The following is a 22302-nucleotide window of genomic DNA, read 5'->3' on the forward strand; positions in this document are numbered from 1 at the left end:
CCTTCTTCATGACGATGCCTTCCTCTCAAGCTCGGCCAGTTCCGCCAGAATTTCCTCTCTATGCTCGCCGAGACGCGGGCTGGGCCTGGCGTAGCGCAAAGGTGTTTCCGACAGCACGACTGGCGTCCTGACCCCGGGGATGACGGTGCCGGCGGAATCGGCAAGGTCGATGCGCAGACCGCGAGCTTTCACCTGCGGGTCGGCGAACATTTCCTCGATCGTGTTGATCGCGCCTGATGGAACCGCGTTCTGCTCGCAGGCCTTCAGGAGATTCGCTTTCTGCCATTTCAGCGTCTCGGTGGAGATCAGGCGGCGCACCTCGCCGCGGTTGGCGACGCGGGCTTTGTTGGTGGAGAAACGCTCGTCATCCGCGATCGTCTCCAGGCCGAGGATGGTAGAGAGGCGGCGGAACTGGCCGTCGTTGCCGACGGCCAGGATGAGATAACCGTCGGCCGTCGGTACGACTTCATAGGGCGAGATGTTCGGATGGGCGTTGCCGAGGCGGGTCGGTGCGGCGCCGGAGACGAGGTAATTCATGTTCTGATTGGCGAGCACGGCCGATTGCACGTCAAGCAGGGCCATGTCTATCAACTGGCCTTCGCCGGTTTTCGAGGCATGGATCAGGGCGGCCTCGATCGCCGAGACGGCATAGATGCCGGTAAAGATGTCCGCGATCGCCACGCCCGCCTTCATCGGCTGGCCGTCCGGCTCGCCGGTGATCGACATGAAGCCGGACATGCCCTGAACGATGTAATCGTAGCCGGCGAATCCGGCATAGGGGCCGGTCTGGCCGAAGCCTGTGATCGAGCAATAAACGAGCCTCGGGTTCACCTCGCGAACGCTGTCGTAATCGAGCCCGTATTTGACGAGGCCGTCGACCTTGAAATTCTCGATTACCACGTCGGCAGTGGCTATGAGACGACGGACGAGCTGCTGGCCCTCAGGGCTCTTGAGGTCGGCGGTGATGGAGCGTTTGCCGCGATTGGTTGCGTGGTAATAGGCGGCCGAGAGATTTTCGCCGTCCGCACCTTCGACGAAGGGCGGCCCCCATTGGCGAGTATCGTCGCCGCCGTCGGGATTTTCAACTTTGATGACGTCGGCGCCGAGATCGGCGAGCATCTGGCCCGCCCAAGGGCCGGCCAGCACGCGGGCAAGCTCAATCACCCGGATGCCGGTAAGCGGCGGCTTTTTCGTCGCGGTCTCGGTCATGGTCCTCCCGTCCAGTGTCTACGGCGCCAGCGTCACCTCAGATGTATCGGATACGGGCTTTGAAGCAAAGCGGCGCTCTCGCCAGAGGATGTAGAAGCCCGACGCCATGATGATCGTGATGCCGAGCCATTTGACGGCATCCGGAAAGTCACCGAAAACAAGCCAAGCGAAGATCGTAGCTGAGACGATCTCGAAATATTGCAGCGGTGCCAGCGTCGACGCCGGTGCTGCCCGATAGGCGTAGACGCCGAGGATTCCGGCTGTGGCGGCCATAGCCCCGACGCCGGCGACATAGAACCAGGCGCTGCCCACGGGCATGACGGGATCGAAGAGATCGGAGCCGCTTCCTTCACCGATAAAAAGCAGGAGGGTGCAGAAGAGCAAGCCCCAGATGCCCATCTGAAACTGCATCGACCAAGGGTCCTCGCTGTGTGAGAGGACGCGGGTCATCAACACGAAGGTCGCGACGCAGAGCGCCGTCAGGATGGGCAGGAGCGCGATGTAGCCGACCTCTTCGAAACTCGGCTGAATGATCAGCATCGCCCCGAAGAAGCCGACGCCGCAGGCGGTGTAACGCCGCCAGCCGATCGTCTCCTTGAGGAAAATGCCGCCGAAGATGGTCACGATGATCGGCTCGATGAAGAAGATCGCGATCGCGTCGGCGACCGCCATGTATTTCAACGTGGTGACGAAAGAGATCATCGAGACGGTGATGATGAAGCCGCGGATGGCGTGGAACAGGCTCTGACGCCAAGAGAAATCGGCAAAGCTGCGCCGCCATAGCACGATCGGCAGCATGCAGAGCGCCTGCACGACGAAGCGCCCGGCGGTGATCTCGGCTGACGGGACGGTTACGACGGCAAGCTTGGCGAAGATATCGATGAGCGGCGAGACCATCACCGACAGAAACATCAGCGCCAGCCCTATTGTCACTTCGGAGGCGGACGAAGCGGCGCGGGCGGAGGGGCTACTCATGACGGATTCTTTCTGGCTTTGGATGTCGCGAGTGCCTCTTCGCACCAGTCCGCGAAGGCTGCGATCGCCGCATCGGCGCCAATTTCGTTCAGCGTCTCATGCCGCATACCCTGATATATCACTGTACTGATACGAGAGAAGCCTCTGGCTTTCAAATTGTTTGACAGCCAGCGCACGGCTTTTCCACTCTCCGTCGCGGGATCATCGGCGCCGCCGACGAGATGGATTGGCATATCACGCGGCAGCCGATCCAGATGGAGTTTCTGCGGCGCGCGAAAAGTCAGCTCGAAGAGATCGAGCCAGAGCGAGACTGATGCGTCAAAGCCGCAGAGCGGATCGGCGATATATTTGTCGACTTCATCGGCGTGGCGCGACAGCCAGTCGAACTCGGTGCGGCGGTCCGGGATCGATTTTCCCCAAGCTCCGAAGGTGAGCTTCGGCAAGAGGCCGCTCGGGACGTCGGAGCCCTTCAGCATACGTTCCGCAAGGAGGATCGCCTGGGCGGCTCGGCCGGCAAGGCCGACTGCGAAATTCGAATTCCAGACGGCGACAGCATCGAAGTCGGAGGGAGCGGTGACGGCGGCATTGAGCGCGATGAGGCCGCCCATCGAATGGCCAAATAGGATCACCTTCAGGCCGGGATTGCGCGAGGCCGCATGGGCGCGCATGGCAATGACGTCGCCGATCACCCGATCGACGCCATTCCAGCGGGCGAAGCGGCCGATCGGCGCATCCGGCGCGGTCGTCTCGCCGTGGCCACGGTGATCATGGGCATAGACGTGATAGCCGCGCCCCGCCATCGCCTCGGCAAAGCGGCCATAGCGCTTCGAATGCTCCGCCAGGCCATGCGATATCAACAGGATGCCGCGTGCCGGAGCGGCGGCTTCGGCATGGTGATAGGCCAGAGACGCTTCCCCTATGGCGAGCCTTTGCGTATCAGAAAACATCCGGATCCTCCCTGCCGCAGCAGAGCAGATCGCTACTGCATAATTCCTTAAAGCGGAATCGATTTAAGCAGAATATTCTGCAACCTAAGTGCGACAGCGTCCGTGCGTAACTCAAGAACAGGGAGCTTCCCGGAATAGCCGACTGTTTCCGACGACGCAGTCGAGAACAAATTCCAGGATAGTTGCGATTCAGGGTTGCTGCCGTTTATGCTTTGTGCTTATCTGTTCCTGCATTGTTCTTCTTTGGGGGTTGAAATGAGCAGCATGCAGTTGCGTACCTTTACATTCGCCGTGTCGATGATCCTTGCCGGCGCTGCCGTGGCGCAGGAGGCCGAGGGCCGTACCCGTTTCATTCTTGCTGCGAGCTGGCAGCCCGCCTTCTGCCAGACGAACCAGAAGAAGCCCGAATGCGCCAGCCAGACCGGTGAGCGCCATGACGCGACGAATTTCTCACTGCATGGCCTGTGGCCGATGCGGCAGGATTATTGCGGCGTCAGCGACGATCAGAAGGCTGCCGACAAGGACGGCAAATGGGATACTTTACCTGATGTCGCGCTTTCGGCCGAGACGAAGGCGTCGCTTGCAAAGGCGATGCCCGGCACGCAGTCCGGCCTCGAACGGCACGAATGGATAAAGCATGGCACCTGCACGAAAATGAGCGTGGAGGATTATTTCGGCGTCGGCGTCCATCTGGTGGATGCGCTCAACACATCGGCCGTGCGCGATCTATTTGCCGCCAATATCGGCAAGACGGTCAAGGCGGAGGCGATCAAGGCTGCTTTCGACAAAAGCTTCGGGCCGGGTGCGGGCGAGCGCGTCAAGATGAGCTGCCGGCGAGCCGGCAGTGTCAGGGTGATCAGCGAGTTGACGATCGGACTGTCTGCGGATGCGGGAGCGGCATCGGCCAAAAGCGCAAGCCTTGCCGATCTGATCCGGGGCGGGGGAAAAACCTCGTTCGGCTGTGACGAGGGCGTTGTCGATGCGGCGGGCTTCTGACCGGAATCCGGCGTAAACGGGTTTCGGCGTTGCTCACAGGCGCTGTTTCGCCTACATAGCGGCACGAAACGAAGTTTCCCGCCCGGAGCAGCGCAGCATGGCACGTCAATTCATCTATCATATGTCCGGCCTCAACAAGGCCTATGGCAACAAGAAGATCCTGGAGAACATCCACCTTTCCTTCTACCCGGATGCCAAGATCGGCATCCTCGGACCGAACGGCGCCGGTAAATCCACTGTGCTGCGCATCATCGCCGGCCAGGACAAGGAGTATACCGGCGAAGCCTGGCTCGCCGAGGGTGCCACAGTCGGCTATCTCGAGCAGGAGCCGAAACTCGACCCCACCAAGACGGTTTTCGAGAACGTCATGGAAGGTGTTGCCGCGAAGACGGCGATCGTCGATCGTTACAACGAATTGATGATGAATTACTCTGACGAGACAGCGGAAGAGGGGGCGAAGCTCCAGGACATCATCGACAGCCAGAACCTCTGGGATCTGGAAAGCCAAGTCGAGATGGCGATGGAAGCCCTGCGCTGCCCGCCGCGCGATGCCGAGGTCACCAGCCTGTCCGGTGGTGAGCGCCGCCGCATCGCACTCTGCCGCCTGCTGCTCTCGCAGCCGGATCTGTTGCTGCTCGACGAACCGACTAACCATCTGGACGCCGAAACCATCGCCTGGCTCGAAAAGCATCTGCGCGACTATCCCGGCGCCGTGATGATGATCACCCACGATCGCTACTTCCTGGATAACGTCACCGGCTGGATCCTCGAACTCGATCGCGGCCGCGGCATCCCTTACGAAGGCAACTACTCCGCCTATTTGCAGGCCAAGGCCAAGCGCATGCTGCAGGAAAACCGCGAAGAGGCATCGCGCCAGAAGGCGATCAGCCGCGAGCAGGAATGGATTGCTTCCAGCCCGAAGGCTCGCCAGGCCAAGTCGAAGGCGCGTATCAAATCCTACGAGCAGTTGGTGGAGGCGGCCGAGAAGCAGCGTCCCGGCGACGCGCAGATCATCATCCCGGTCAGCGAACGGCTCGGCCAGGTGGTCATCGAGTTGGAAGGCATCACCAAGGGCTTCGAGGGTCGCACGCTGATCAACGACCTGTCGATCAAGCTGCCGCCGGGCGGCATCGTCGGCATCATCGGCCCGAACGGCGCCGGCAAGACGACCCTGTTCAAGATGATCACTGGCCAGGAAAAACCGGATAGCGGCTCGATCCGCATCGGCGAGACCGTGCATCTAGGTTATGTCGACCAGAGCCGCGACGCGCTGGCCGCCGACAAGACGGTCTGGGAGGAAATCTCCGGTGGCGCCGAAATCATCAAGCTCGGCAAGTTCGACATGAACTCGCGTGCCTACTGCGGCGCCTTCAACTTCAAGGGTGGTGATCAGCAGCAGAAGGTCGGCAATCTCTCGGGCGGTCAGCGCAACCGCGTGCACCTCGCCAAGATGCTGAAGGCCGGGGGCAATGTTCTGCTGCTCGACGAACCCACCAACGACCTCGATACGGAAACGCTCGGCGCTCTCGAAAACGCGCTCGAGAATTTCGCCGGCTGCGCCATCATCATCAGCCACGACCGCATGTTCCTCGACCGTCTGGCGACGCACATCCTGGCTTTCGAAGGCGAGGGCCATGTCGAATGGTTCGAAGGCAATTTCGAAGATTACGAGCAGGACAAGATCCGCCGCCTCGGCCCCGACGCCCTCAATCCTGGCAGTCAGGCTCACAAGCGCCTGACGCGCTGATCCTGCTTTATTTCTGCTTGCAAAGGCCCCGGTTAGACCGGGGCTTTTTCATCTCAGGCCCTGTCGCAATTTGCGCAGGCAATTTCGCGAACAGTGTGAATTCCCGCTTGCCACCGCTTTTCAAATCACATAAAGATATCTTTATATCTTGATTGGGCTGATGATGAGCGAACCTTTGAAGCTGGGACTGGATGGGCTGGTGGACGTCTTGAAGGCGGCCGGCGAACCCACGCGTCTGCGTCTTCTGGCGCTTCTCGACGGCGGCGATCTGACGGTGACCGATCTTACCGAAATTCTCGGTCAATCGCAGCCACGCATCTCCCGCCACCTGAAACTGCTCGGCGAGGCTGAACTGATCGAACGCTATCAGGAAGGGGCCTGGGCCTATTTCCGCCTCAAACAGGACGGCAAGGCGGCCATGCTGGTGCGGGCATTGCTGAGACACGTCTCCGAGAATGATCCGACCATCCTTCGCGACGGCGAGCGGCTTTCACAGGTCAAGCGCCAGCGGGCCGAGCGGGCGCAGGCCTATTTCAGCCGCAACGCCGCCGAATGGGACGAGCTTCGTCGCCTGCACGCGGCCGATGAGGAGGTCGACGCCGCCGTCATTCGGCTGCTCGGCAACCAGCCGATCGATTCGCTGCTGGATCTCGGCACCGGCACCGGCCGCATCCTCGAACTCCTGTCCGGGCTCTACCGCCGCGCCGTCGGTGTCGACGCCAGCCGCGACATGCTGAGCGTGGCGCGCGCCAATCTCGACAAGTCGCGTATCACCAAGGCGACGGTGCGCCACGCCGATATCCTCAACCTTCCGTTCGAGGGGCAGGATTTCGACCTGGTGACGATCCATCAGGTGCTGCATTTCTTCGACCAGCCGGAGATAGCGATCGCGGAAGCGGCGCGCATGCTGCGGCCGGGCGGGCGGCTCGTGGTCATCGACCTCGCACCGCACACGCTCGAATATCTCCGCGACGAACATGCCCATGTCCGTCTCGGCTTTTCGCACCAGGCGATGTCCGACTGGCTGCGCAAAGCCGGGCTCGACGTCGAGCAGGTCGTCGATCTTCATCCGGGTCAGCAGGGCGGGCAGGGGTTGACGGTCACCGTCTGGCTCGCGCGCGATCCGAGGCGCCTCATGGCTTCGCAGACCAGCGAAGGCGCCGAAGCTACATTTGCCGGGAGAGTATGAACATGGCTTTGAAAAGCGAAGGACGCGGGCGCAACTTCGGGATCTCCTTCGAGTTCTTTCCACCGAAATCGGAAGAAATGGAGGCGCAGCTCTGGGATGCCGTCGCTAAGCTGCAGGACTGGGATCCGGATTTCGTGTCGGTGACCTATGGCGCCGGCGGCACCACCAAGGCGCCGACGCTGTCGGCGGTGACGCGCTTCCTGTCGCAGACGCCGCTTGCCACCGCTTCGCACCTGACCTGCGTCGGTGCGACGAAGGAGGAAACGCATCAAATGATCGATACGTTTCGCAAGGTCGGCGTAAAGCATTTCGTGGCGTTGCGCGGCGATGCGCCTGGCGGCGTCGGTGCGCCCTATCAGCCGCATCCCGGCGGTTACGCCAATGCCGCGGAACTGGTGGCCGGTCTCAAGTCGGTCGGTGATTTCGAGATTTCCGTCTCCGCCTATCCGGAAAAACACCCGGAAAGCCGTGATACGGCCGCCGATATCGAGATGCTGAAGCGCAAGGCCGATAACGGCGCTGACCGGGCGTTGACGCAGTTCTTCTTCGACAACGACAATTTCGAGCGCTACCTGGAGCGGGTGCGCGCCGCCGGCATTTCGATCCCGATCGTGCCCGGCATCATGCCAATCCAGAACCTGACGCAACTGAAGCGTTTCGCCGGCGCCTGTGGCGCGGTCATCCCGGCCTTCCTCGATGAGCGTTTCGCGGGCTTCGACGACAAGCCTGAGGATCGGGCAAAGGTCGCGGCCGAAGTTGCTGCCGAGCAGATCGAGGATCTCGTCCGGCGCGGCATCGGTGATTTCCATCTCTATACGATGAACCGCGCGCCGCTGGTTTCCGCGGTGCTCGACAACCTCGGCTACTCCCGTCGGGCGCCAAAGAGCGCGGGCGCCGCCGCCTGATCCTTTCAGATGTTCAAAAGTGAAAAAGCGCATGTCGGGCGGGACATGCGCCTTTTTCGTTGGCGGATTGATCAGGGGAGTTTAGGCACTATCAGCGCTACCAGCCCGTCAGCTCAAATAAAGAGCATGGACAGGACGAAAGCAAACGCTGCACTGACCAACAGAACATTCAAGGATTGCGTGAGTCCCATGTCTGTCTCCTCGCGTTAACCGGCCGATATTATGTCTGAAATATGTCGATTGAAAAGCGGATTTTATGCTGCGCTGCCGAAGCGGCCGGCGGATGAGGCGAATAGTGTTTTCGCAAACTATTGATATCACGAGATGATTTCGTGCTTATTTTTGTTCACAGATTTTAACGCGGCGTTAAATCGGGCGATTGCGGATTTACCTATGCGCCCGAAACATGGCGGCTCGGCAACCGGTTGAAAACATAGGGAATATGCAACCAGCTTTCAGGCAGCTTTCACCAGCAGGCGGTAGGCGCGGCCATCGAGGATGACAAGGCCCAAACCGATCAGCGCCATGCCCGCGAATTCGCCAACCGCCAGCCGTTCTCCGAGGAAAAGCACGCCGAGCAGGATGGCGCTCGGAGGCACCAGCAGGGTAACAAGCGAGGCGTTGGTGGCGCCCGCCGCCGCCATGATCCGGAAATAGAGAATGTAGGCGAAGGCGGTCGACACCAGCGCCAACGCCAGGACGGCGAGCAGGATATCGAGCGGCGGCAAGGAGAGCGTCCAGGGGCGATCGGCCATTAGCGACAGCGGCAAAGTGATCAGCGAGGACGCGGTCAACTGGCCGGCTGCGGTGACCGGTGCCGGAACGTCCTTGAATCGCTTGCCGTAGGTGGCTGCGAACCCGTACGAGATGGCGGCAAGCACAGGGAGCAGCAGCGCCCAAAGGGGGGCTTGGCCGCTGGCCGACAGGCCAGGGCCGACCAGTACGATCGTTCCGGCGAGGCCGACGAGGCAGCCGGCGATCTTGGCCGAGGACAGCTTTTCGTCGGAGGTGAGATAATTGGCGATCAGCACGGTCCAGATCGGCGTCGTTGCGTTCAGGATCGCCGCAAGGCCGGCGCCGATGCGGGTCTGGCCGAAGAAGATCAGCGCATGCGGCAGGGCATTGTTGATCAGCCCTAGGATCAGGAATTCGCGCCAGCGGGCTTTCAGGGTCGAAAAGATATCGAAACGGCCGGCGATATAGACGTGCAGCGCCAGCCCGGCCAGCAGCAGACGGAGGAAGACGAGCGTCAGCGGCGGGATATGCTGGACGGCGATGCGCGCGAAGAAAAAGGAGCCGCCCCAGATAAGACCAAGCAGGAGCAGCAGGCTCCAGATCCAGGCACTCATTTGGCTGTCCATGCCATCTTCCTCCATCCAAAGCCGCATCGTCTAGACCCGGCGTCGCTCCTCAGCATTATGCTTTAACGCGGACGGTAAGCGGCACCACCCGTTTCTTGCGAAACGAGCGGCGGGAGTGGCAGAGGCGATCAGAGAGCGTTGAGAAGGGCAGGCGTCGCCCAGCCGTCGGCCGGTATGCCCAAGCGCTGCTGTTCCTTCTGGATTGCGATACGCGTGCCGGAACCGAGAATACCGTCGATCTCGCCGACATCGTGGCCGAGTGACTGCAGCTTGGTCTGCAGCGTCTTCATCTGGTCGTTGGCAAGACCCTGTTCCGGTGTGCCCTTGAGATAGGTCGGGGCGCCGGAAAGGCGGGTGGCGAAATAGGCGGCCGACGTCGTGTAGATGAACGATTTGTTCCATTCGAGATAGATCTTGAAATTGGGATAGGCGATGAAGGCCGGTCCCATGCGGCCCTGCGGCAGGACCAGATCGCCCTCCAACTCACCGAAGGCCGTGTTTCCGTCGCGCGGCTTGACGCCGAGCGCGAACCACTCGCTCGCCTTCATTGCGCCGCCAAGGCCGGATTTCTCCCAAGGCAGGTTGTCGGACAGGGTGACTTCCTGCAGCCAGGGCTGACCGCGCTCGAAGCCGAGATGCTGGATGAATTTCGCTGCCGTCAGAATGGCGTCCGGGCCGCTCTGCTTCAGGCGGACATGGCCGTCGCCGTCGCCATCCATGCCATAGGCGATGATGTCGCGCGGCAGCATCTGAACCTGGCCTATCTCGCCGGCCCAGGCGCCGGTGTTGGTGGCGGGGTCGAGGTCGCCGTGCTCGACCATCTCGATCAAGGCGATCAGTTGCGGGCGGAAGAGCTCCGGGCGGCGGCAGTCGTGCGACAGCGTCACCAGGGCATTGCGGGTGTTGAAATCGCCCTGGACGGCACCGAAATCGGTTTCCATCGCCCAGAATGCAGTGATCACGCCTGGGGGAACGCCGAATTCCTGCTCGGCCCGGGCAAAGACGTCGGCATATTGCTTCATCTTCTGGCGGCCGATGTCGAGGCGGGCCTGGCTAACGGTACGCTGCGAGAATTCGAGGAAGGTCTGCTTGAAGACGCCCTGGGCGCGGTCCCGGCTCAGGACCTTGGGATCGATTTCGGCGCCGGCCAGCGCCTCGTCGGCGGCTGCGGCGCTGGCGCCTGCGGCCACCGCATCAGTCTTGACGCCCTGGAGGAAGGCCGACAGATCGCCGCCGCAGGGAGCTGCTGGAGCCGAGGCCGTGGGCGCCTGCTGGGCGGCCGCGCCGCCTGCAAAAGCAAGGGCAAACAGGAGGGCGAGTGCAGAGCGGCTTGTGAGCGAGCGGTGCATGAAGGCGGTCCTTATAGCAAATGGATATCCGTCGCTTTCACAGAGGAATGTGACGGAAGCAAGAAAGATTGAAAGACGTTACTAAGAATTTCTATCCTTGGAAACGGCCGCGACCCAATTGTTCCAGTTCTTCGCGCTGCCGGCAAAGACGTTGATGTCGGTCGGCCCCTTGATGCCTGGAATAACGCCGGTCGAGGTATATTGCCAGAAGGCCCAGCGTCGGTCGGAATAGGTCACTTCGGGATGTTTCGCCACCGAGCGGACCCAAAAATGATAATCCTGGAAATAGCCCGCGAGATTGTCGCGGTGGAAATCCACCGAAGTATAGATGATCGGGCGCTTGCCGTAGTAAGCCTCCAGCCGGTCCATGAAACGCTGCATTTCGGAGCGCACCGTTACCGGGTCGGGACGATAGCGGCAGGTCTTCGATTCGGCGTTCCATTCGACATCGAGCACCGGCGGCAGGCGCATGGCCTCCTTGGGCACGTTGCGGATGAACCAGTCGGCCTGCTCATCGGCCGAGGAGCAGAAATAATAGAAATGGTAGGGGGCGTGCGGGATGCCGGCGGCGCGCGCCTCGCGCCAATATTCGTCGAAGCGCGGATCGACCCTGTCCTTGCCTTCCGTCGCCTTGATGAAGGCGAAGCCGACGCCGGAATTCCTGACCGTCGCCCAATCGATGTCACCCTGCCATTTGGAGATGTCGATGCCGTGGATCGCGTTCTGCTGCGGATGCTTCGGGCCGAAATCCTGCGGATCGGTGTCCTGGAAGCGCGTCTTCGGCTTTATCGATGCGGTTTCGAGATAGTCATGACCGGAGGAGGAGCAGCCCGCCAGCAGGATGGCCAGAGGCAGAACGCAAAACAAAAGCCGGCGCATGGGTATCCCGTCGTGAACCGAATGATCTCCTTGCCCCACAGCCTGACCTTCGAAAATGACGAGCCCAGCAGAGGAATAACCCTCTTTTCATCATATCAACGTAAAAAATCGGTTAGTTTCAAGCGAATTATGAGCGCTTGCTGATAATGGCCGCCCGCCAGGCGTAACCGCCGCCGACTGTTTCAAAGGACAATCGCGCATTGTGTTCCTCGGCCTGCGCTTCCAGGACCTCCTGCAAATCGGCGCGCGGAGTGACATGGAATTTCGCAAGCCAGGCCTGCAGCATGCGGCGGAACCAAGGCGGCAGGCCTTCCTGCTGGCCGAAATCGACGATATGCAGCTGGCCGCCGGGATTGAGTGCGGCGATCGACGCATCGACGGCGCGTTCCCAGTCCGGGATCATCGACAGGGCATAGGAGATCAGGATGCGGTCGAAGCCGCTGACGCCGAATTCGCGTGGGGTAAACGCCGTGGCATCGGCGACGCGGAATTCCGGAATCGTCGCCTTGGTGGCGAAGGTCTTGCGAGCCGAGATCAGCATTTCTTGGGAAATGTCGAGGCCGAACAGCTTGGCGCTCGGGAAATGCCTGTGAGCCAAAGCCATGTTGCGGCCGGTACCGCAGCCGACTTCGAGCAGGGTGCCGCTGTCTGGCACGTCGAGATTGCGAATCGTGTTGTCGCGGCCGAGGAGGTAATATTTGCGGGTCAGGTCGTAGATATGGCGCTGGTAGCGGTACATGCCATCCATCAGGCTGGCATGTTGATTGCTCTTTCCTGCCGTCTCGGCTCCGATCTTGCTCACGCCTTCTTCCCGTAAATGTGGAAGCCGCCGTAGATCGCCGAGCGATCCAGCGCGGTCAGCTCTCGCGACTTCTCTTCGAAATAATCCCATTGGTCGTGGATCGAAGGTGACAGACGGCCTTCGATGATGCTTCTTTCGGCGGCGGTACGGAAGATTGCGCGAGCGCCTTCGCGCGCCGTGCGGGTGATCTCCCGCCAGACGTCGTTCAGCTGTCCGTCGGTCATCCAATCCTGCGCGTCGAGCAGGATATAACGGTCGCGGGAAGCCGCCGGCTCGCGGGCCAGAAGTTCGGTGAAGCTTGCGTGGTGGACGTTGACGCGGTCGATATTGGCGCGGATCACCTCGTAGTGCTCCGGCTTCAGATAGGTTGGCAGCGGGCCTTCTTCTTCGGTGCCGTAGCGGCGACCGAAGGCCTGCCAGGCGAAATAGTTGTCGCGCATCGGGAAATGACAGGCGAGCTTTTCCAGGCGATGCTTCAGCACCGGCGCGATCGAATGATCGTCAGCAAGACTTACGAGCTCATCATATTGCTGCGGCGGAATGCCGAGGCCGAAGAGTGAGCTTTTGCGGCCGGTGATCCAGCGTACGACCGGCTTTTCGAACAGGGGTGCGATCTGCTCGTCGAAGAACTGGCGCTGCTCGCGGATCGAACGAGTTTTGGTCATTTCGCGCAGCTTGACGCCGTGCAGACGGGCAAGGAGGTGGGCAGCACCGATGAAGCGGCCGAGCAGGCCGGTTTCATAGATGTTGCGGTCGAAGACAGTGACGCGGCGGCGACCGAACTTGCGGCCGTTCCAGTAACTGCGCGTCGCCTCGTCGAGTTTGGCAGCGAGATGCTGATCATAAGCGCGGCTGTTCGATTTCTCGTTCGGCATCGCCAGGAAGCGGATGAGATCGGCGTGACAGGGAAGGTGCTTGAAGGCGGCAAGCTTCAGGCGGTTCAGCGCGATATGGTGCGGGTTGAGGTCGACGACGTCGATCGAAGCCGGCGCCTTGGAGAGATAGGCGAGCATGTTGCAGCCGCCCGAACCGATGGTGACGATGCGGTGATTGGGCTTCAACTCCATCGCCTGCATGTCGAGATCCGGATCCTCCCAGATCTGCGGATAGACGAGGCCGGAGAAGAGAAGACCGAAGAGCCGCTCGGAGAAGCCCTCCTTCGAAAAAGGCTTGTGGCGGAGAAGGGCGTCCTTGAGTTTCCGGTTCTTGCGGAAGCCGGCATCCGGTGCAAATTCTGACATGAGTCTGTCACCTTTTTAGCGTTCAGGGCGTGTAGCGCGCCACTGCTACAGTTTGATGACGTGGGCTGTGGGCCTGCGCCGTTCGAGAACATCGCCCTCCTCGGAAAGTGATTGGGTGACGGAATATTCTTCGCACCGCGCCCTTTCCGGCAGCCGGAATTCCTGCTTCTCTCCAAGCATTCGGAGGAATGCCATGCGATTTGTCCTGCGTGTCCTGAAGGCGCTTGCTCTCCTTGTCGTTCTCATCGTCGTTGCCGGCGCCGCCTGGCTGTTCGTCCGGCCGCCGGAGCTTCTGCGCGTCGGCGGCGGCTATGCCGCCAAGATCGTCTGCTCCAATGTCTTCATTGCCGGCCGGGAGGCGGATGATGTGCTCCATGACGATGTCCAGGCGCCCGGAAATCCGTTGCTTCGGCTGATGAGTGTAAGCGTCAATCGCGAAAACAGCCGTGTGACGGCGCGCTTCATGGGGCTGTTCGCGCCGAGTTACGCCTTCTATCGCAGCGGTCTCGGTTGTACGAGCGTGCCGGACGGCGACTTCGAGGCGGCGGCGAATGCCGTGCCCTTCGATGCGACGGTCAAAGCGGAGACGTATGATGCCTTATGGCCGCAGGGCGAGGGCGTAGGTGATCCCGACGAGAAGATCGCCGCGCTGCTGGGCGATGCCGGACTTTCCGGCCCGGCGATGCGGGCGATCGTGGTGGTGCGTGACGGCCGCATCGTCGCCGAAGCCTATGGCGCCGGATTCTCGGCGAAGACGCCGCTGATCGGCTGGTCGATGACGAAGACGGTTAATGCCGCGATCCTGGGACGGCTGATGCTCGACGGCAAGATCTCCTTCGACGATGATCATCTTCTGGCGCAGTGGAAGGACGATGCGCGCGCCAATATCAAAGTTTCCGACCTGCTCGGCATGGAGAGCGGCCTCGCCTTCAATGAGAATTATGGCGAGGTCGCGGATGTGACGCGCATGCTCTATCTCGACCCCGACATGGTGTCGTTGCCGGCCAATGCCCCGATAGAGGCGCCGCCGGGGCAGCGCTTCCGCTATTCGAGCGGCACGGCGGTGCTCTTGTCGCGTATCTGGATGGACAGGGTAGGCAATGCGCCGGCAGCCTTGTCCTATCCGCACGACGCGCTCTTCTCCCCTCTCGGCATGACGAGTGCCGTCTTCGAACTCGACGCGCGCGGCACCTTTGTCGGAAGCTCCTATCTCTACGCGACGGCGCATGATTGGGCCCGCTTCGGGCAGTTCCTGTTGCAGGATGGCATGTGGAACGGCCAGCGGCTGTTGCCGGAGGGCTTCGTCGGCGCCATGCGCACGCCGACGGCGGCGTCGAACGGCCGGTATACGCAAGGTCAGGCCTGGCTTGCGCCCGGTGGCTCGAGCGCCGCGTTCGGGCTGCCCGAGGATACGTTCTGGCTCACGGGGCATGACGGGCAGAGCATGGCGATCGTGCCTTCCGCCAATCTGATCGTCGTCCGGCTCGGCCTGACGCCGGGCTGGCTCGGCTATCAACCGCAGACGCTTCTGAAGGCAGTCCTGGCGGCGTTGCCGCAAGCGCGAGCGCCGCAACAGCAAGCCGAATCACACCGGCAGGCTCAGCCGCAGCCGTAGGCTACGACCGCTGTTTCAATTGGTTTGTTTTGGTAGCTGCCAGGTTTCAGTAATTACCCTGGGCGACATCATTCATGCCCTTGCGCTTGGCGTCGTAGTAATAGCCGCGCGCATAGAGGCGGACAGCGTCGTCTTCCTTGTTGTCGGAGACGAGCCAGGCGCCGCGCAGATATTTTGCGGCATATTTAATGTTGGTCTCGGCGTCGAAGAGGCCGCCCGGCGCACCGTCATAGCCCATAGATTTGGCGGTGTTGTATTTGATTTGCATGAGGCCGAAATAGCCGCGCTTGTTGTAAGCCTTCGGATTGTAGCGGCTCTCGCGATGGACGATGCGGTGGAGCAGCGTCTCGGGAATTTCGTAGATCTTCGAATATTTCTGGATGAGCTTGGTGACGAAGCTCTTCTCGACTGTCGGCGCATCGTCCCTGTCGTCGTCGCTGAACATCGGGGGAGCCGTCGGCGGATCGATCGGTCCTGACTCGTCGAAGCCGTAATCCATGGAACGCGGCGTGGTGTCGACTGCGGCAAGTGCTGCAAGCGCGCTGTTCTGCGGGGTGGCGGCAAAGGCAAGCTGCGTCGCCGGCTGTGACGGCGTTCCCGGGCGCGGCGTCGGCACGACGGATTGGATCGCTGTCATCTCGGGCGTCAGGGGGATCTGCGCATAGGCCGCCGGCTGTATGCCGGCCTGCATGGTCAGATCGGCAGGCTGGGAGCCCGGCGCGGTCGGCATCGCCGTTGCTGTGAGCGACGGAGCTGCCTGGGGAAGAACGCTGCCGGCGATCGCCTGGCCGGCAGCACCTTCAGCTGTCGGGACTGCGGCAAGCATCGCATCTTCGCCGGGCTTCGGCGTCGGCACCACGGTCTGAGCGGCTGTCAGTTCGGCCTGAGAGGTATATTCGACGCTCGTGCAGCCGGTGATCACGCCGCAGCAGAGCACCGTAGAAACGACAAGACTGCGTTTCAGGCCGGACAATCCGATCGCTACCATTCCGTCACTTTCGTGAAATCGCGCCGCCCCGGCAGCGTTATAAAAGTTACTAAAAAGCTTAAACCCGATGACCCCATTAACCTATTCGTTGCATTCCGGCAACCACGGAATATTTCTAAGCTGCAATAGCGCGATACCCGGATTTCTAAGCCGCAATACGGCGATACCCAGCCGTGACGGCGCCTGCAGCGATCAGCAGGGTGCCGCCGGTGCGGTTCACGGCGCGCTGAACGCTCGCCTTGCGAATCAGTCCGCGAGCGGAATGGGCCAGAAAAGCGTAGGTGGCGGCGTTGAGGATCGCCAGCACCAGGAAGGTCGCTTCCATGATCGCCATCTGCCCGAAGAAGGGCAGGGTCGGGTTGAGGAACTGTGGCACGAAGGCGACGAAGAAGACGATACTCTTCGGATTTAGGGCGGTGACGATATAGGCGTGGAGGAAGATCTTAAGCGACTTTTCCTCCGGCAGATTGTCGTTGTCGGCGACCGGCTCGCCAATCACCGGAGCCCGCCAGAGCTTGATTCCCAGCCATATCAGGTAGGCGCCGCCGATCCACTTCAAGAGGGTGAAGAGGGCGGCGGAGGTGGCGAGCACCGCGCCGAGACCGAAGAGGGACGCGGTCATTGCGGTGAAGTCGCCAAGCGCCACGCCGCTCACCGTCGCAAAGGCCGTCCGGCGGCCATGACCGAGCGCATAGGAGACGACGAGCAGTATCGTCGGTCCCGGTATGGCCAGCATGATGGCGGATGCGGCAGCAAAAGCGAGCCAGGCTTCAAGCGACATGGAATCTCCTCCTATTCCGTCGGGAACAAGCAAAGACACCATATTAGCCGTCCGTCAATCATGCTTCTTTGTATTTCTGGCCTATATTGTGCATGACTTCTGCAAACCATGCCGCCGACAGGTCAAAAGCTTTGCCACCTTTGATGCGGGGAAATTCTATAGTGCGCAACTTACCGTTCTGCGCTTCGTCATGGCCGGTGACGCCGGAAACCTTATTGAGCGCGCTTTCGACGGCGAGATCGACCATACTCTGGATCAGCCTGAGGTCGTCGGCATTGGCAGGGGCCGAGCGAGCGAAATAGCCCGATTTCTGCACCAGCGAACGCTCTGCGTTCAGCAGGCTGGCGAATTGCTTCTGGAACCAGGCGCCGACATTGATCGTGTCGATCTTCACGTGACCGAAAGCGTCACGCTTGACGGTCTCACCCGCAGCTTCGCGCTCGGCGACGATGGCGTCGAGGCAGGCGCCTTCCGAGACGAAGACGGTGGCATGGCCCGTGCGGTCCATGATGTCCTTCAGGCGGGCGGCCTCGGCGTCGAGGTCGAAGGCCATTTCGGGCAGATAAACGGCGTCGATGCTCTTCAGATGCGCGTCCATCATCAGGCCGTCGACATATTGGTTGCGGCTGGTGCGCTGAAGATAGGCACGGGCGGTGGCTGCCGTCAGCCAGCCGCAATGGCGGCCCATCACCTCATGGATGACGAGCGTGCGCGGCGCGGCCGTCTGCTCATTGCTGACATTGTCGAAGAAATGCGCGCCGACTTCGGCGGCCGTCCAGGCGCCGAGCGACTGGCGGATGGGGACGACATCGTTGTCGACCGTCTTCGGCAGACCGACGACCGTCAGGTCGTAGCCGTTGGCGGCGAGGTAGGCGGCAAGGTCGGCGGCGGTGGTATTAGTGTCGTCGCCCCCGATCGTGTGGAGAATGGTAATGCCGTCATCGGCAAGACGCTCGGCGGCGACCCTCAGCGGGTTCTCGCCTTCCTTGACAAGGCCGCGCTTGACGCAGTCCGCGGCATTGGTGAGCTTGACGCGGCTATTGCCGATCGGTGAGCCGCCATATCGGTGCAGCAGCGGCGCCGTTTCCCGCATTTCACTGGTGATCTCGATGCGGTCACCGAGCAACACGCCCTGATAACCGGACTTATAGGCGACGATGTCGATTTCGGGCGCGACGTCGCTGTAGCGTTCGATGAGGCCGCCAACTGCGGAGGAAAGACAGGGCGCCAGGCCTCCGGCGGTCAGCATTGCGACTTTCTGTTTGGCCATGATCCCTCCTATGGTGTTCAGTGCGGCAGCGTTAGCTAGCGCATGGATGCGGCAGGGAAAGGGCTCTGTAAAGTAAAGAATTTACGAAAAAAGCGGCTTTTTGCCGGGTTGAACGGCGAAGGTGTCGCGAAGTATCGATATAATCGTTTCAAGCCTGCTTTGCTTGTCGGGAACTGTTTGTGGAAATCGGCGGCTAAGTATCGAGTGGAATCGTGCGGCACTTTCTTACGGCAGATCCGGCGAAAGCGACCGACGGCTTGCTGCGATGCAATAATTACCGAATTGTGAAAACTGTTTTCGATCCTATGACCAATCGTCGCCTTGCAAAGGCTCAGATTCTTTGGTCAAGCTGATTGCTCATACCTGACAGCGTGCGAGAGATTTTCGATGTCCTTCTGGGAAAAACTGTTGAATGCCATTGGCAATACCGCGGGCAATGCGCTTTCCGCGGTCGTCGAGGCGATCCGAACGGTTTTCGAAGGAGATCCCGAAACCCGGCGCAAAGTGGCGTTTTCTGTGGCGATCATTGCGCTTTCGGCCAAGATGGCCAAGGCCGACGGCGTCGTCAGCGAGAAAGAGGTCGAGGCCTTCCGCGAGATCTTCGAATTTCCCGAAGATCAGGCCAAGAATGTTGCCAGGCTCTATAATCTCGCACGCCAGGATGTCGCCGGCTACGAAGCTTATGCCGAGCGGCTTTCGACGCTCTGCGTTACCTGCGCGGCCAATTGCCCGGTGCTGGAAGACGTGCTCGACGGCCTGTTCCACATTGCCAAGGCCGATGGGCTGATTCACGAGAAGGAGCTGAATTTCCTCAGCCATATCGCCGAGATCTTCCAGATGAGCGAGACACGTTTCGAGCAGATCGCCGCTCGCCACGTCTCGTCCGGCGGCGATCCCTACAAGGTGCTCGGCGTGTCGCCTTCCGACGACTTTCCGACGATCCGCCGCCGTTACCGCGGCCTCGTCAGCGAGCACCACCCAGATCGACTGATCTCGCGCGGGGTGCCGAAGGAGTTTCATTTGATCGCCAATGAGCGCATGGCCGCGCTGAACGCAGCCTATGCGGCGATCGAGAAGGAACGCCGCGCCGCATGACCTCTTTCGAGGCCGATTACCGAGGCGCTTACGTGCGGCCGTCTCCCAACCACGGCGAGCGGGCGGACGGGCGCCGTCCCGATATGATCCTACTGCACTATACGGGTATGCCGACGGCCGATGGTGCGCTCGACTGGCTCTGTCGGGACGAGAGCCAGGTTTCCAGCCATTATTTCGTGCACGAGAATGGCGAGGTGATTCAGCTCGTGCCCGAGGCGCGGCGCGCCTGGCATGCGGGCAAGAGCAGTTGGCACGGCGAGAGCGATATTAATTCGCTGTCGATCGGCATCGAAATTGCCAATGCCGGTCATCCCGGCGGCCTTCCCGACTATCCGAAAGAGCAGATCGCAGCAGTCATCGAATTGTGTCACGACTGTGTCAAACGTTGGTCGATTGCGCCGGAAAGAGTGCTCGGGCATTCCGATGTCGCACCGATTCGCAAGGTCGATCCGGGCGAAAAATTCCCTTGGGCCGAGCTTCATCGGGCGGGTGTGGGCCATTGGGTCGAGCCAGCGCCGATCACCGGTGGGCGTTTCTTTCAGCGCGGGGACGCCGGCCAGCCGGTGCAAGCGCTGCAGTCGATGCTGTCGCTGTATGGTTACGGCACTGAGATTACGGGGGAATTCTCCCAAAAGACGGCCGGCGACGTGGAAGCCTTCCAGCGACATTTCCGGCCCGAACGGGTGGACGGGATCGCCGATTTCTCGACGATCGACACGCTGCACCGGCTGCTGTCGGCGCTACCGCGTTACTCCTGATTCTCGGCAATTACTGAAACGCGAAATTTCGCATCGCAGCGCGAAATTCGGCCTGCCACATCATTTCCCTATTATCTCCTCATTGCGATGGTCTAAGAACGTCCGCCAAGCGGTGCTCGGGGTTGTTTTTCGAGTTAAACCACGGGCGGTATGTGAAACGATAAGAATTACCGTGAATCCCGATCGGTTCTTGATCTGGTATTCATTGTGACAGCGAGGCGCGCGTCCGGAAATTCTTTGGGTCGGAGTGTTCAAGACTACATGAGAAAACTGATTGTTGTTGCTGCAACATGCGTTGGCATGGTGCTGGCGGGAAATAGCTTTGCGTTTGCGAATGATTGGGGTGTGCGAGCCGATGCGCCGGTGAAGAAAGTCGAGCGTCCTTCGAAGAAGGCAGAGCGTCCGTTGAAGAAAGCGGAACGTTCGGTCAAGCCGGCGAAGCGTCCGCTCAAGACGGCGGAACGCCCGCTGAAGACGGTCGAGCGCCAGAGCGGTTATCCCGTCGCCAATGTTTCCGGCAATTCCTATTCCGCGCTGATCAGCAAATATGCGAACCAATATGCTGTACCGGTTGCGCTTGCGACCGCGGTCATCCGCGTCGAAAGCAATTTCAATCCGAATGCACGCGGCAGCCACGGTGAAATCGGGCTGATGCAGATAAAGCCTGCAACGGCCCGCATGATGGGTTATTCCGGCAGCGCCAAGGGCCTGTTCGATCCGGAAACCAACATCAAGTACGGCATGAAATATCTGGCTGCTGCTCATGATCTCGGTGGTGGAGAGACCTGCAACACCATCCTCAAGTATAATGCCGGCCACGGCGCAACGCGCATGAACCCGGTCTCGAAGACGTATTGCGGTAAGGTCCTGGCAATGCTCGACTGAACCGCCGAGCGGACCGGAGGAAAATCCTCCGCCGCTGTTTTTGCGATATGAATCGGCACGCGCGCCATGATATCCCAGCTGGAAACGAGGTGGGCCACCTCGAGATGAGGTGAGATATGGCAGTCGATTTCAGGTTCATCGTCATCGGGCGCGGCATGATGGGGGCGGCGGCGGCACGGCACCTCTCCTCCATGGCCGACGGCATCGCGCTGATCGGCCCGCCGGAGCCCGAGGAGCGCAAGGTCCATCACGGCGTCTTTGCCAGCCATTATGACGAAGCACGCATTACCCGCACCTTCGACGGCAATCTTACCTGGGGAACCTTCGCCGCGCGGGCGCTCGGGCGCTACCGCGAGATCGAGGCGAAGAGCGGCATTTCCTTCTTTTCGGAAGTCGGCTGCCTCTTTGCCGGTCCGCCGCCTAGGGATGAGCAGGATTTTCTTCTGAGGGCGCTGGCCGTCAGCCGGAGGCTCGGCAGCGATATCGAAACCGTCGCGCCGGCGGAGCTCGGGCAGCGTTTTCCCTATCTTACCGTCGGTCCTGATTTCAGTGGGTATTTCGAGCGCAAGCGCGCCGGGCACATCAATCCGCGGGCCCTGGTGCGCGCGCAAGCCAGGCTTGCCGAGGAGGGCGGCGTCTCGCTGATCGACGCGACCGTGACATCGGTGCGCGATACAGGCTCCCATGTCGAGGTGACGGCCGGCGACAGAAGCTACAGCGCCGAGCGCGTGTTGGTCGCGGCCGGGGCTTTCAGCAATTTCCACGCCCTGCTGCCGCGTCCCGTCGATTTGAGAGTGATGGCTCGCACCGTTGTCTTCTACGAAATCGGCGAGCGCGAGATGGCGGTTTTCGGCGATATGCCGTCGACCATCGTGCTTGGCGACCGGGAGGAGGACCACATCTATATCCTGCCGCCGGTGCGTTATCCCGACGGCAAGACCTATCTGAAGCTTGGCGGCGATACCGAAGCGCTTTCCTTCAGCCGGCTGGAAGAGGCCGGCACGTGGTTCCGTTCCGACGGCAGCGTGGCCGAGCGCGATCATCTCTCGCGCATCGCCCTGCAACTGATGCCGGAGCTTGCCGGCTGTCCGGTCACGTCGGCTCCGTGCGTGGCGAATTTCACGCCGACCGGTTATCCCTACGTCGGCTTCACGCCGTCGCCGCGGGTCGCAGTGCTGACCGGCGGCAATTTCGTCGCGGCCAAATCCTCCGATGAACTCGGGCGTCTCGGCGCCGTGCTTCTCAGGGAAGGGCGGCTCGGGGATGAGGATTTCGGCCGCGAGCTGACGCCAGTCTTCACTTGAGAGGAA

The 22302-nt window shown here is 61.1% G+C and carries 21 protein-coding genes; 9 read left to right on the forward strand and 12 right to left on the reverse strand.

The genetic code is table 11. The annotated features are described in order from the left end of the window. Positions 1 to 6: 6 nt before the first annotated feature. From caiB to PH551_RS01135, 3 genes are read right to left on the reverse strand one after another with little or no spacing between them, the layout of a single operon-like run. A complete protein-coding gene (gene caiB, locus PH551_RS01125) occupies positions 7 to 1209 on the reverse strand; it encodes a succinate--glutarate CoA-transferase (protein WP_285191529.1) in 1203 nt (400 codons plus the stop codon). Positions 1210 to 1227: 18 nt separating this feature from the next. Then, positions 1228 to 2184: a DMT family transporter gene (locus tag PH551_RS01130; RefSeq protein ID WP_285191530.1), complete on the reverse strand. Its 957-nt coding sequence runs from the start codon at positions 2182 to 2184 to the stop codon at positions 1228 to 1230. After that, positions 2181 to 3131 carry an alpha/beta hydrolase gene (locus tag PH551_RS01135; protein WP_285191531.1) on the reverse strand — a complete coding sequence of 317 codons (951 nt, stop codon included), beginning with the start codon at positions 3129 to 3131 and terminating at the stop codon, positions 2181 to 2183. The genes PH551_RS01130 and PH551_RS01135 overlap by 4 nt, the downstream gene beginning before the upstream one ends. A 255-nt stretch (positions 3132 to 3386) precedes the next feature. On the opposite strand from PH551_RS01135, the gene PH551_RS01140 reads away from it, so the two are divergent. The 4 genes from PH551_RS01140 (at position 3387) to metF (ending at position 7968) form a co-directional block, all read left to right on the forward strand. Further along, positions 3387 to 4127, forward strand: coding sequence for a ribonuclease T2 family protein (locus tag PH551_RS01140; RefSeq protein ID WP_285191532.1), 741 nt, complete (start codon positions 3387 to 3389; stop codon positions 4125 to 4127). Between the two features lie 97 nt (positions 4128 to 4224). Then, complete coding sequence (gene ettA, locus PH551_RS01145; RefSeq protein ID WP_011426118.1) at positions 4225 to 5874, forward strand: energy-dependent translational throttle protein EttA; 1650 nt, start codon at positions 4225 to 4227, stop codon at positions 5872 to 5874. 163 nt (positions 5875 to 6037) lie between these two features. Continuing rightward, positions 6038 to 7063: an ArsR/SmtB family transcription factor gene (locus PH551_RS01150; RefSeq protein ID WP_085780130.1), complete on the forward strand. Its 1026-nt coding sequence runs from the start codon at positions 6038 to 6040 to the stop codon at positions 7061 to 7063. A gap of 2 nt (positions 7064 to 7065) precedes the next feature. Continuing rightward, on the forward strand, positions 7066 to 7968 hold the full coding sequence (gene metF / locus PH551_RS01155; RefSeq protein WP_085778801.1) for a methylenetetrahydrofolate reductase [NAD(P)H]: 903 nt from the start codon (positions 7066 to 7068) through the stop codon (positions 7966 to 7968). 455 nt (positions 7969 to 8423) lie between these two features. Here the strand turns inward: metF and PH551_RS01160 are convergent, their stop codons facing one another. The 6 genes from PH551_RS01160 to PH551_RS01185 all read right to left on the reverse strand — a co-directional run bounded on the left by PH551_RS01160 (position 8424) and on the right by PH551_RS01185 (position 13795). After that, the gene (locus PH551_RS01160; protein ID WP_285191533.1) at positions 8424 to 9329 is read right to left on the reverse strand and encodes a DMT family transporter; all 906 of its coding nucleotides are present in this window, start codon (positions 9327 to 9329) and stop codon (positions 8424 to 8426) included. A 128-nt stretch (positions 9330 to 9457) separates the two neighbouring features. After that, a complete protein-coding gene (locus tag PH551_RS01165) occupies positions 9458 to 10678 on the reverse strand; it encodes a lytic murein transglycosylase (RefSeq protein ID WP_285191534.1) in 1221 nt (406 codons plus the stop codon). Positions 10679 to 10759: 81 nt separating this feature from the next. Next, a complete protein-coding gene (locus PH551_RS01170) occupies positions 10760 to 11557 on the reverse strand; it encodes a glycoside hydrolase family 25 protein (RefSeq protein WP_285191535.1) in 798 nt (265 codons plus the stop codon). A gap of 127 nt (positions 11558 to 11684) precedes the next feature. Next, entirely contained in the window at positions 11685 to 12359 is a 675-nt protein-coding gene (locus tag PH551_RS01175; protein ID WP_285191536.1) for a class I SAM-dependent methyltransferase, read from the reverse strand. Then, a complete protein-coding gene (locus PH551_RS01180; protein ID WP_285191537.1) occupies positions 12356 to 13600 on the reverse strand; it encodes a BtaA family protein in 1245 nt (414 codons plus the stop codon). Before PH551_RS01180 ends, PH551_RS01175 begins: the two co-directional genes overlap by 4 nt. 45 nt (positions 13601 to 13645) lie before the next feature. Continuing rightward, on the reverse strand, positions 13646 to 13795 hold the full coding sequence (locus PH551_RS01185) for a hypothetical protein (RefSeq protein WP_285191538.1): 150 nt from the start codon (positions 13793 to 13795) through the stop codon (positions 13646 to 13648). Between PH551_RS01185 and PH551_RS01190 the strand changes: the two genes are divergently transcribed. After that, positions 13794 to 15215, forward strand: coding sequence for a serine hydrolase domain-containing protein (locus PH551_RS01190; protein ID WP_285191539.1), 1422 nt, complete (start codon positions 13794 to 13796; stop codon positions 15213 to 15215). The genes PH551_RS01185 and PH551_RS01190 overlap by 2 nt on opposite strands. Before the next feature lie 46 nt (positions 15216 to 15261). On the opposite strand, the gene PH551_RS01195 is transcribed toward PH551_RS01190, so the two are convergent. The 3 genes from PH551_RS01195 to PH551_RS01205 all read right to left on the reverse strand — a co-directional run bounded on the left by PH551_RS01195 (position 15262) and on the right by PH551_RS01205 (position 18254). Continuing rightward, on the reverse strand, positions 15262 to 16203 hold the full coding sequence (locus PH551_RS01195; protein ID WP_221112211.1) for a lytic transglycosylase domain-containing protein: 942 nt from the start codon (positions 16201 to 16203) through the stop codon (positions 15262 to 15264). A 145-nt stretch (positions 16204 to 16348) separates the two neighbouring features. After that, complete coding sequence (locus tag PH551_RS01200) at positions 16349 to 16984, reverse strand: LysE family translocator (RefSeq protein ID WP_285191540.1); 636 nt, start codon at positions 16982 to 16984, stop codon at positions 16349 to 16351. Positions 16985 to 17042: 58 nt separating this feature from the next. Next, positions 17043 to 18254 (reverse strand): pyrophosphate--fructose-6-phosphate 1-phosphotransferase, encoded by a 1212-nt coding sequence (locus tag PH551_RS01205; RefSeq protein WP_285191541.1) that lies wholly within the window; start codon positions 18252 to 18254, stop codon positions 17043 to 17045. A gap of 387 nt (positions 18255 to 18641) precedes the next feature. Between PH551_RS01205 and PH551_RS01210 the strand changes: the two genes are divergently transcribed. From PH551_RS01210 to PH551_RS01225, 4 genes are all read left to right on the forward strand, one after another. Then, positions 18642 to 19349: a J domain-containing protein gene (locus PH551_RS01210; protein ID WP_285191542.1), complete on the forward strand. Its 708-nt coding sequence runs from the start codon at positions 18642 to 18644 to the stop codon at positions 19347 to 19349. Then, the gene (locus tag PH551_RS01215; RefSeq protein WP_285191543.1) at positions 19346 to 20107 is read left to right on the forward strand and encodes an N-acetylmuramoyl-L-alanine amidase; all 762 of its coding nucleotides are present in this window, start codon (positions 19346 to 19348) and stop codon (positions 20105 to 20107) included. Before PH551_RS01210 ends, PH551_RS01215 begins: the two co-directional genes overlap by 4 nt. A gap of 261 nt (positions 20108 to 20368) precedes the next feature. Further along, complete coding sequence (locus PH551_RS01220; protein WP_088681326.1) at positions 20369 to 20992, forward strand: lytic transglycosylase domain-containing protein; 624 nt, start codon at positions 20369 to 20371, stop codon at positions 20990 to 20992. A 116-nt stretch (positions 20993 to 21108) separates the two neighbouring features. Next, a complete protein-coding gene (locus PH551_RS01225; protein ID WP_285191544.1) occupies positions 21109 to 22296 on the forward strand; it encodes an NAD(P)/FAD-dependent oxidoreductase in 1188 nt (395 codons plus the stop codon). Positions 22297 to 22302 lie beyond the last annotated feature (6 nt).

The sequence above is a fragment of the Rhizobium atlanticum genome, from assembly GCF_030182485.1.
GTDB lineage: Bacteria > Pseudomonadota > Alphaproteobacteria > Rhizobiales > Rhizobiaceae > Rhizobium.

Bases quoted from the DNA above. Each gene is read 5' to 3' on its own strand.
- caiB (WP_285191529.1), bottom strand. From the start codon at position 1,209: ATGACCGAGACCGCGACGAAAAAGCCGCCGCTTACCGGCATCCGGGTG.
- PH551_RS01130 (WP_285191530.1), bottom strand. From the start codon at position 2,184: ATGAGTAGCCCCTCCGCCCGCGCCGCTTCGTCCGCCTCCGAAGTGACA.
- PH551_RS01135 (WP_285191531.1), bottom strand. From the start codon at position 3,131: ATGTTTTCTGATACGCAAAGGCTCGCCATAGGGGAAGCGTCTCTGGCC.
- PH551_RS01140 (WP_285191532.1), top strand. From the start codon at position 3,387: ATGAGCAGCATGCAGTTGCGTACCTTTACATTCGCCGTGTCGATGATC.
- ettA (WP_011426118.1), top strand. From the start codon at position 4,225: ATGGCACGTCAATTCATCTATCATATGTCCGGCCTCAACAAGGCCTAT.
- PH551_RS01150 (WP_085780130.1), top strand. From the start codon at position 6,038: ATGAGCGAACCTTTGAAGCTGGGACTGGATGGGCTGGTGGACGTCTTG.
- metF (WP_085778801.1), top strand. From the start codon at position 7,066: ATGGCTTTGAAAAGCGAAGGACGCGGGCGCAACTTCGGGATCTCCTTC.
- PH551_RS01160 (WP_285191533.1), bottom strand. From the start codon at position 9,329: ATGGACAGCCAAATGAGTGCCTGGATCTGGAGCCTGCTGCTCCTGCTT.
- PH551_RS01165 (WP_285191534.1), bottom strand. From the start codon at position 10,678: ATGCACCGCTCGCTCACAAGCCGCTCTGCACTCGCCCTCCTGTTTGCC.
- PH551_RS01170 (WP_285191535.1), bottom strand. From the start codon at position 11,557: ATGCGCCGGCTTTTGTTTTGCGTTCTGCCTCTGGCCATCCTGCTGGCG.
- PH551_RS01180 (WP_285191537.1), bottom strand. From the start codon at position 13,600: ATGTCAGAATTTGCACCGGATGCCGGCTTCCGCAAGAACCGGAAACTC.
- PH551_RS01190 (WP_285191539.1), top strand. From the start codon at position 13,794: ATGCGATTTGTCCTGCGTGTCCTGAAGGCGCTTGCTCTCCTTGTCGTT.
- PH551_RS01185 (WP_285191538.1), bottom strand. From the start codon at position 13,795: ATGGCATTCCTCCGAATGCTTGGAGAGAAGCAGGAATTCCGGCTGCCG.
- PH551_RS01195 (WP_221112211.1), bottom strand. From the start codon at position 16,203: ATGGTAGCGATCGGATTGTCCGGCCTGAAACGCAGTCTTGTCGTTTCT.
- PH551_RS01200 (WP_285191540.1), bottom strand. From the start codon at position 16,984: ATGTCGCTTGAAGCCTGGCTCGCTTTTGCTGCCGCATCCGCCATCATG.
- PH551_RS01205 (WP_285191541.1), bottom strand. From the start codon at position 18,254: ATGGCCAAACAGAAAGTCGCAATGCTGACCGCCGGAGGCCTGGCGCCC.
- PH551_RS01210 (WP_285191542.1), top strand. From the start codon at position 18,642: ATGTCCTTCTGGGAAAAACTGTTGAATGCCATTGGCAATACCGCGGGC.
- PH551_RS01215 (WP_285191543.1), top strand. From the start codon at position 19,346: ATGACCTCTTTCGAGGCCGATTACCGAGGCGCTTACGTGCGGCCGTCT.
- PH551_RS01220 (WP_088681326.1), top strand. From the start codon at position 20,369: ATGAGAAAACTGATTGTTGTTGCTGCAACATGCGTTGGCATGGTGCTG.
- PH551_RS01225 (WP_285191544.1), top strand. From the start codon at position 21,109: ATGGCAGTCGATTTCAGGTTCATCGTCATCGGGCGCGGCATGATGGGG.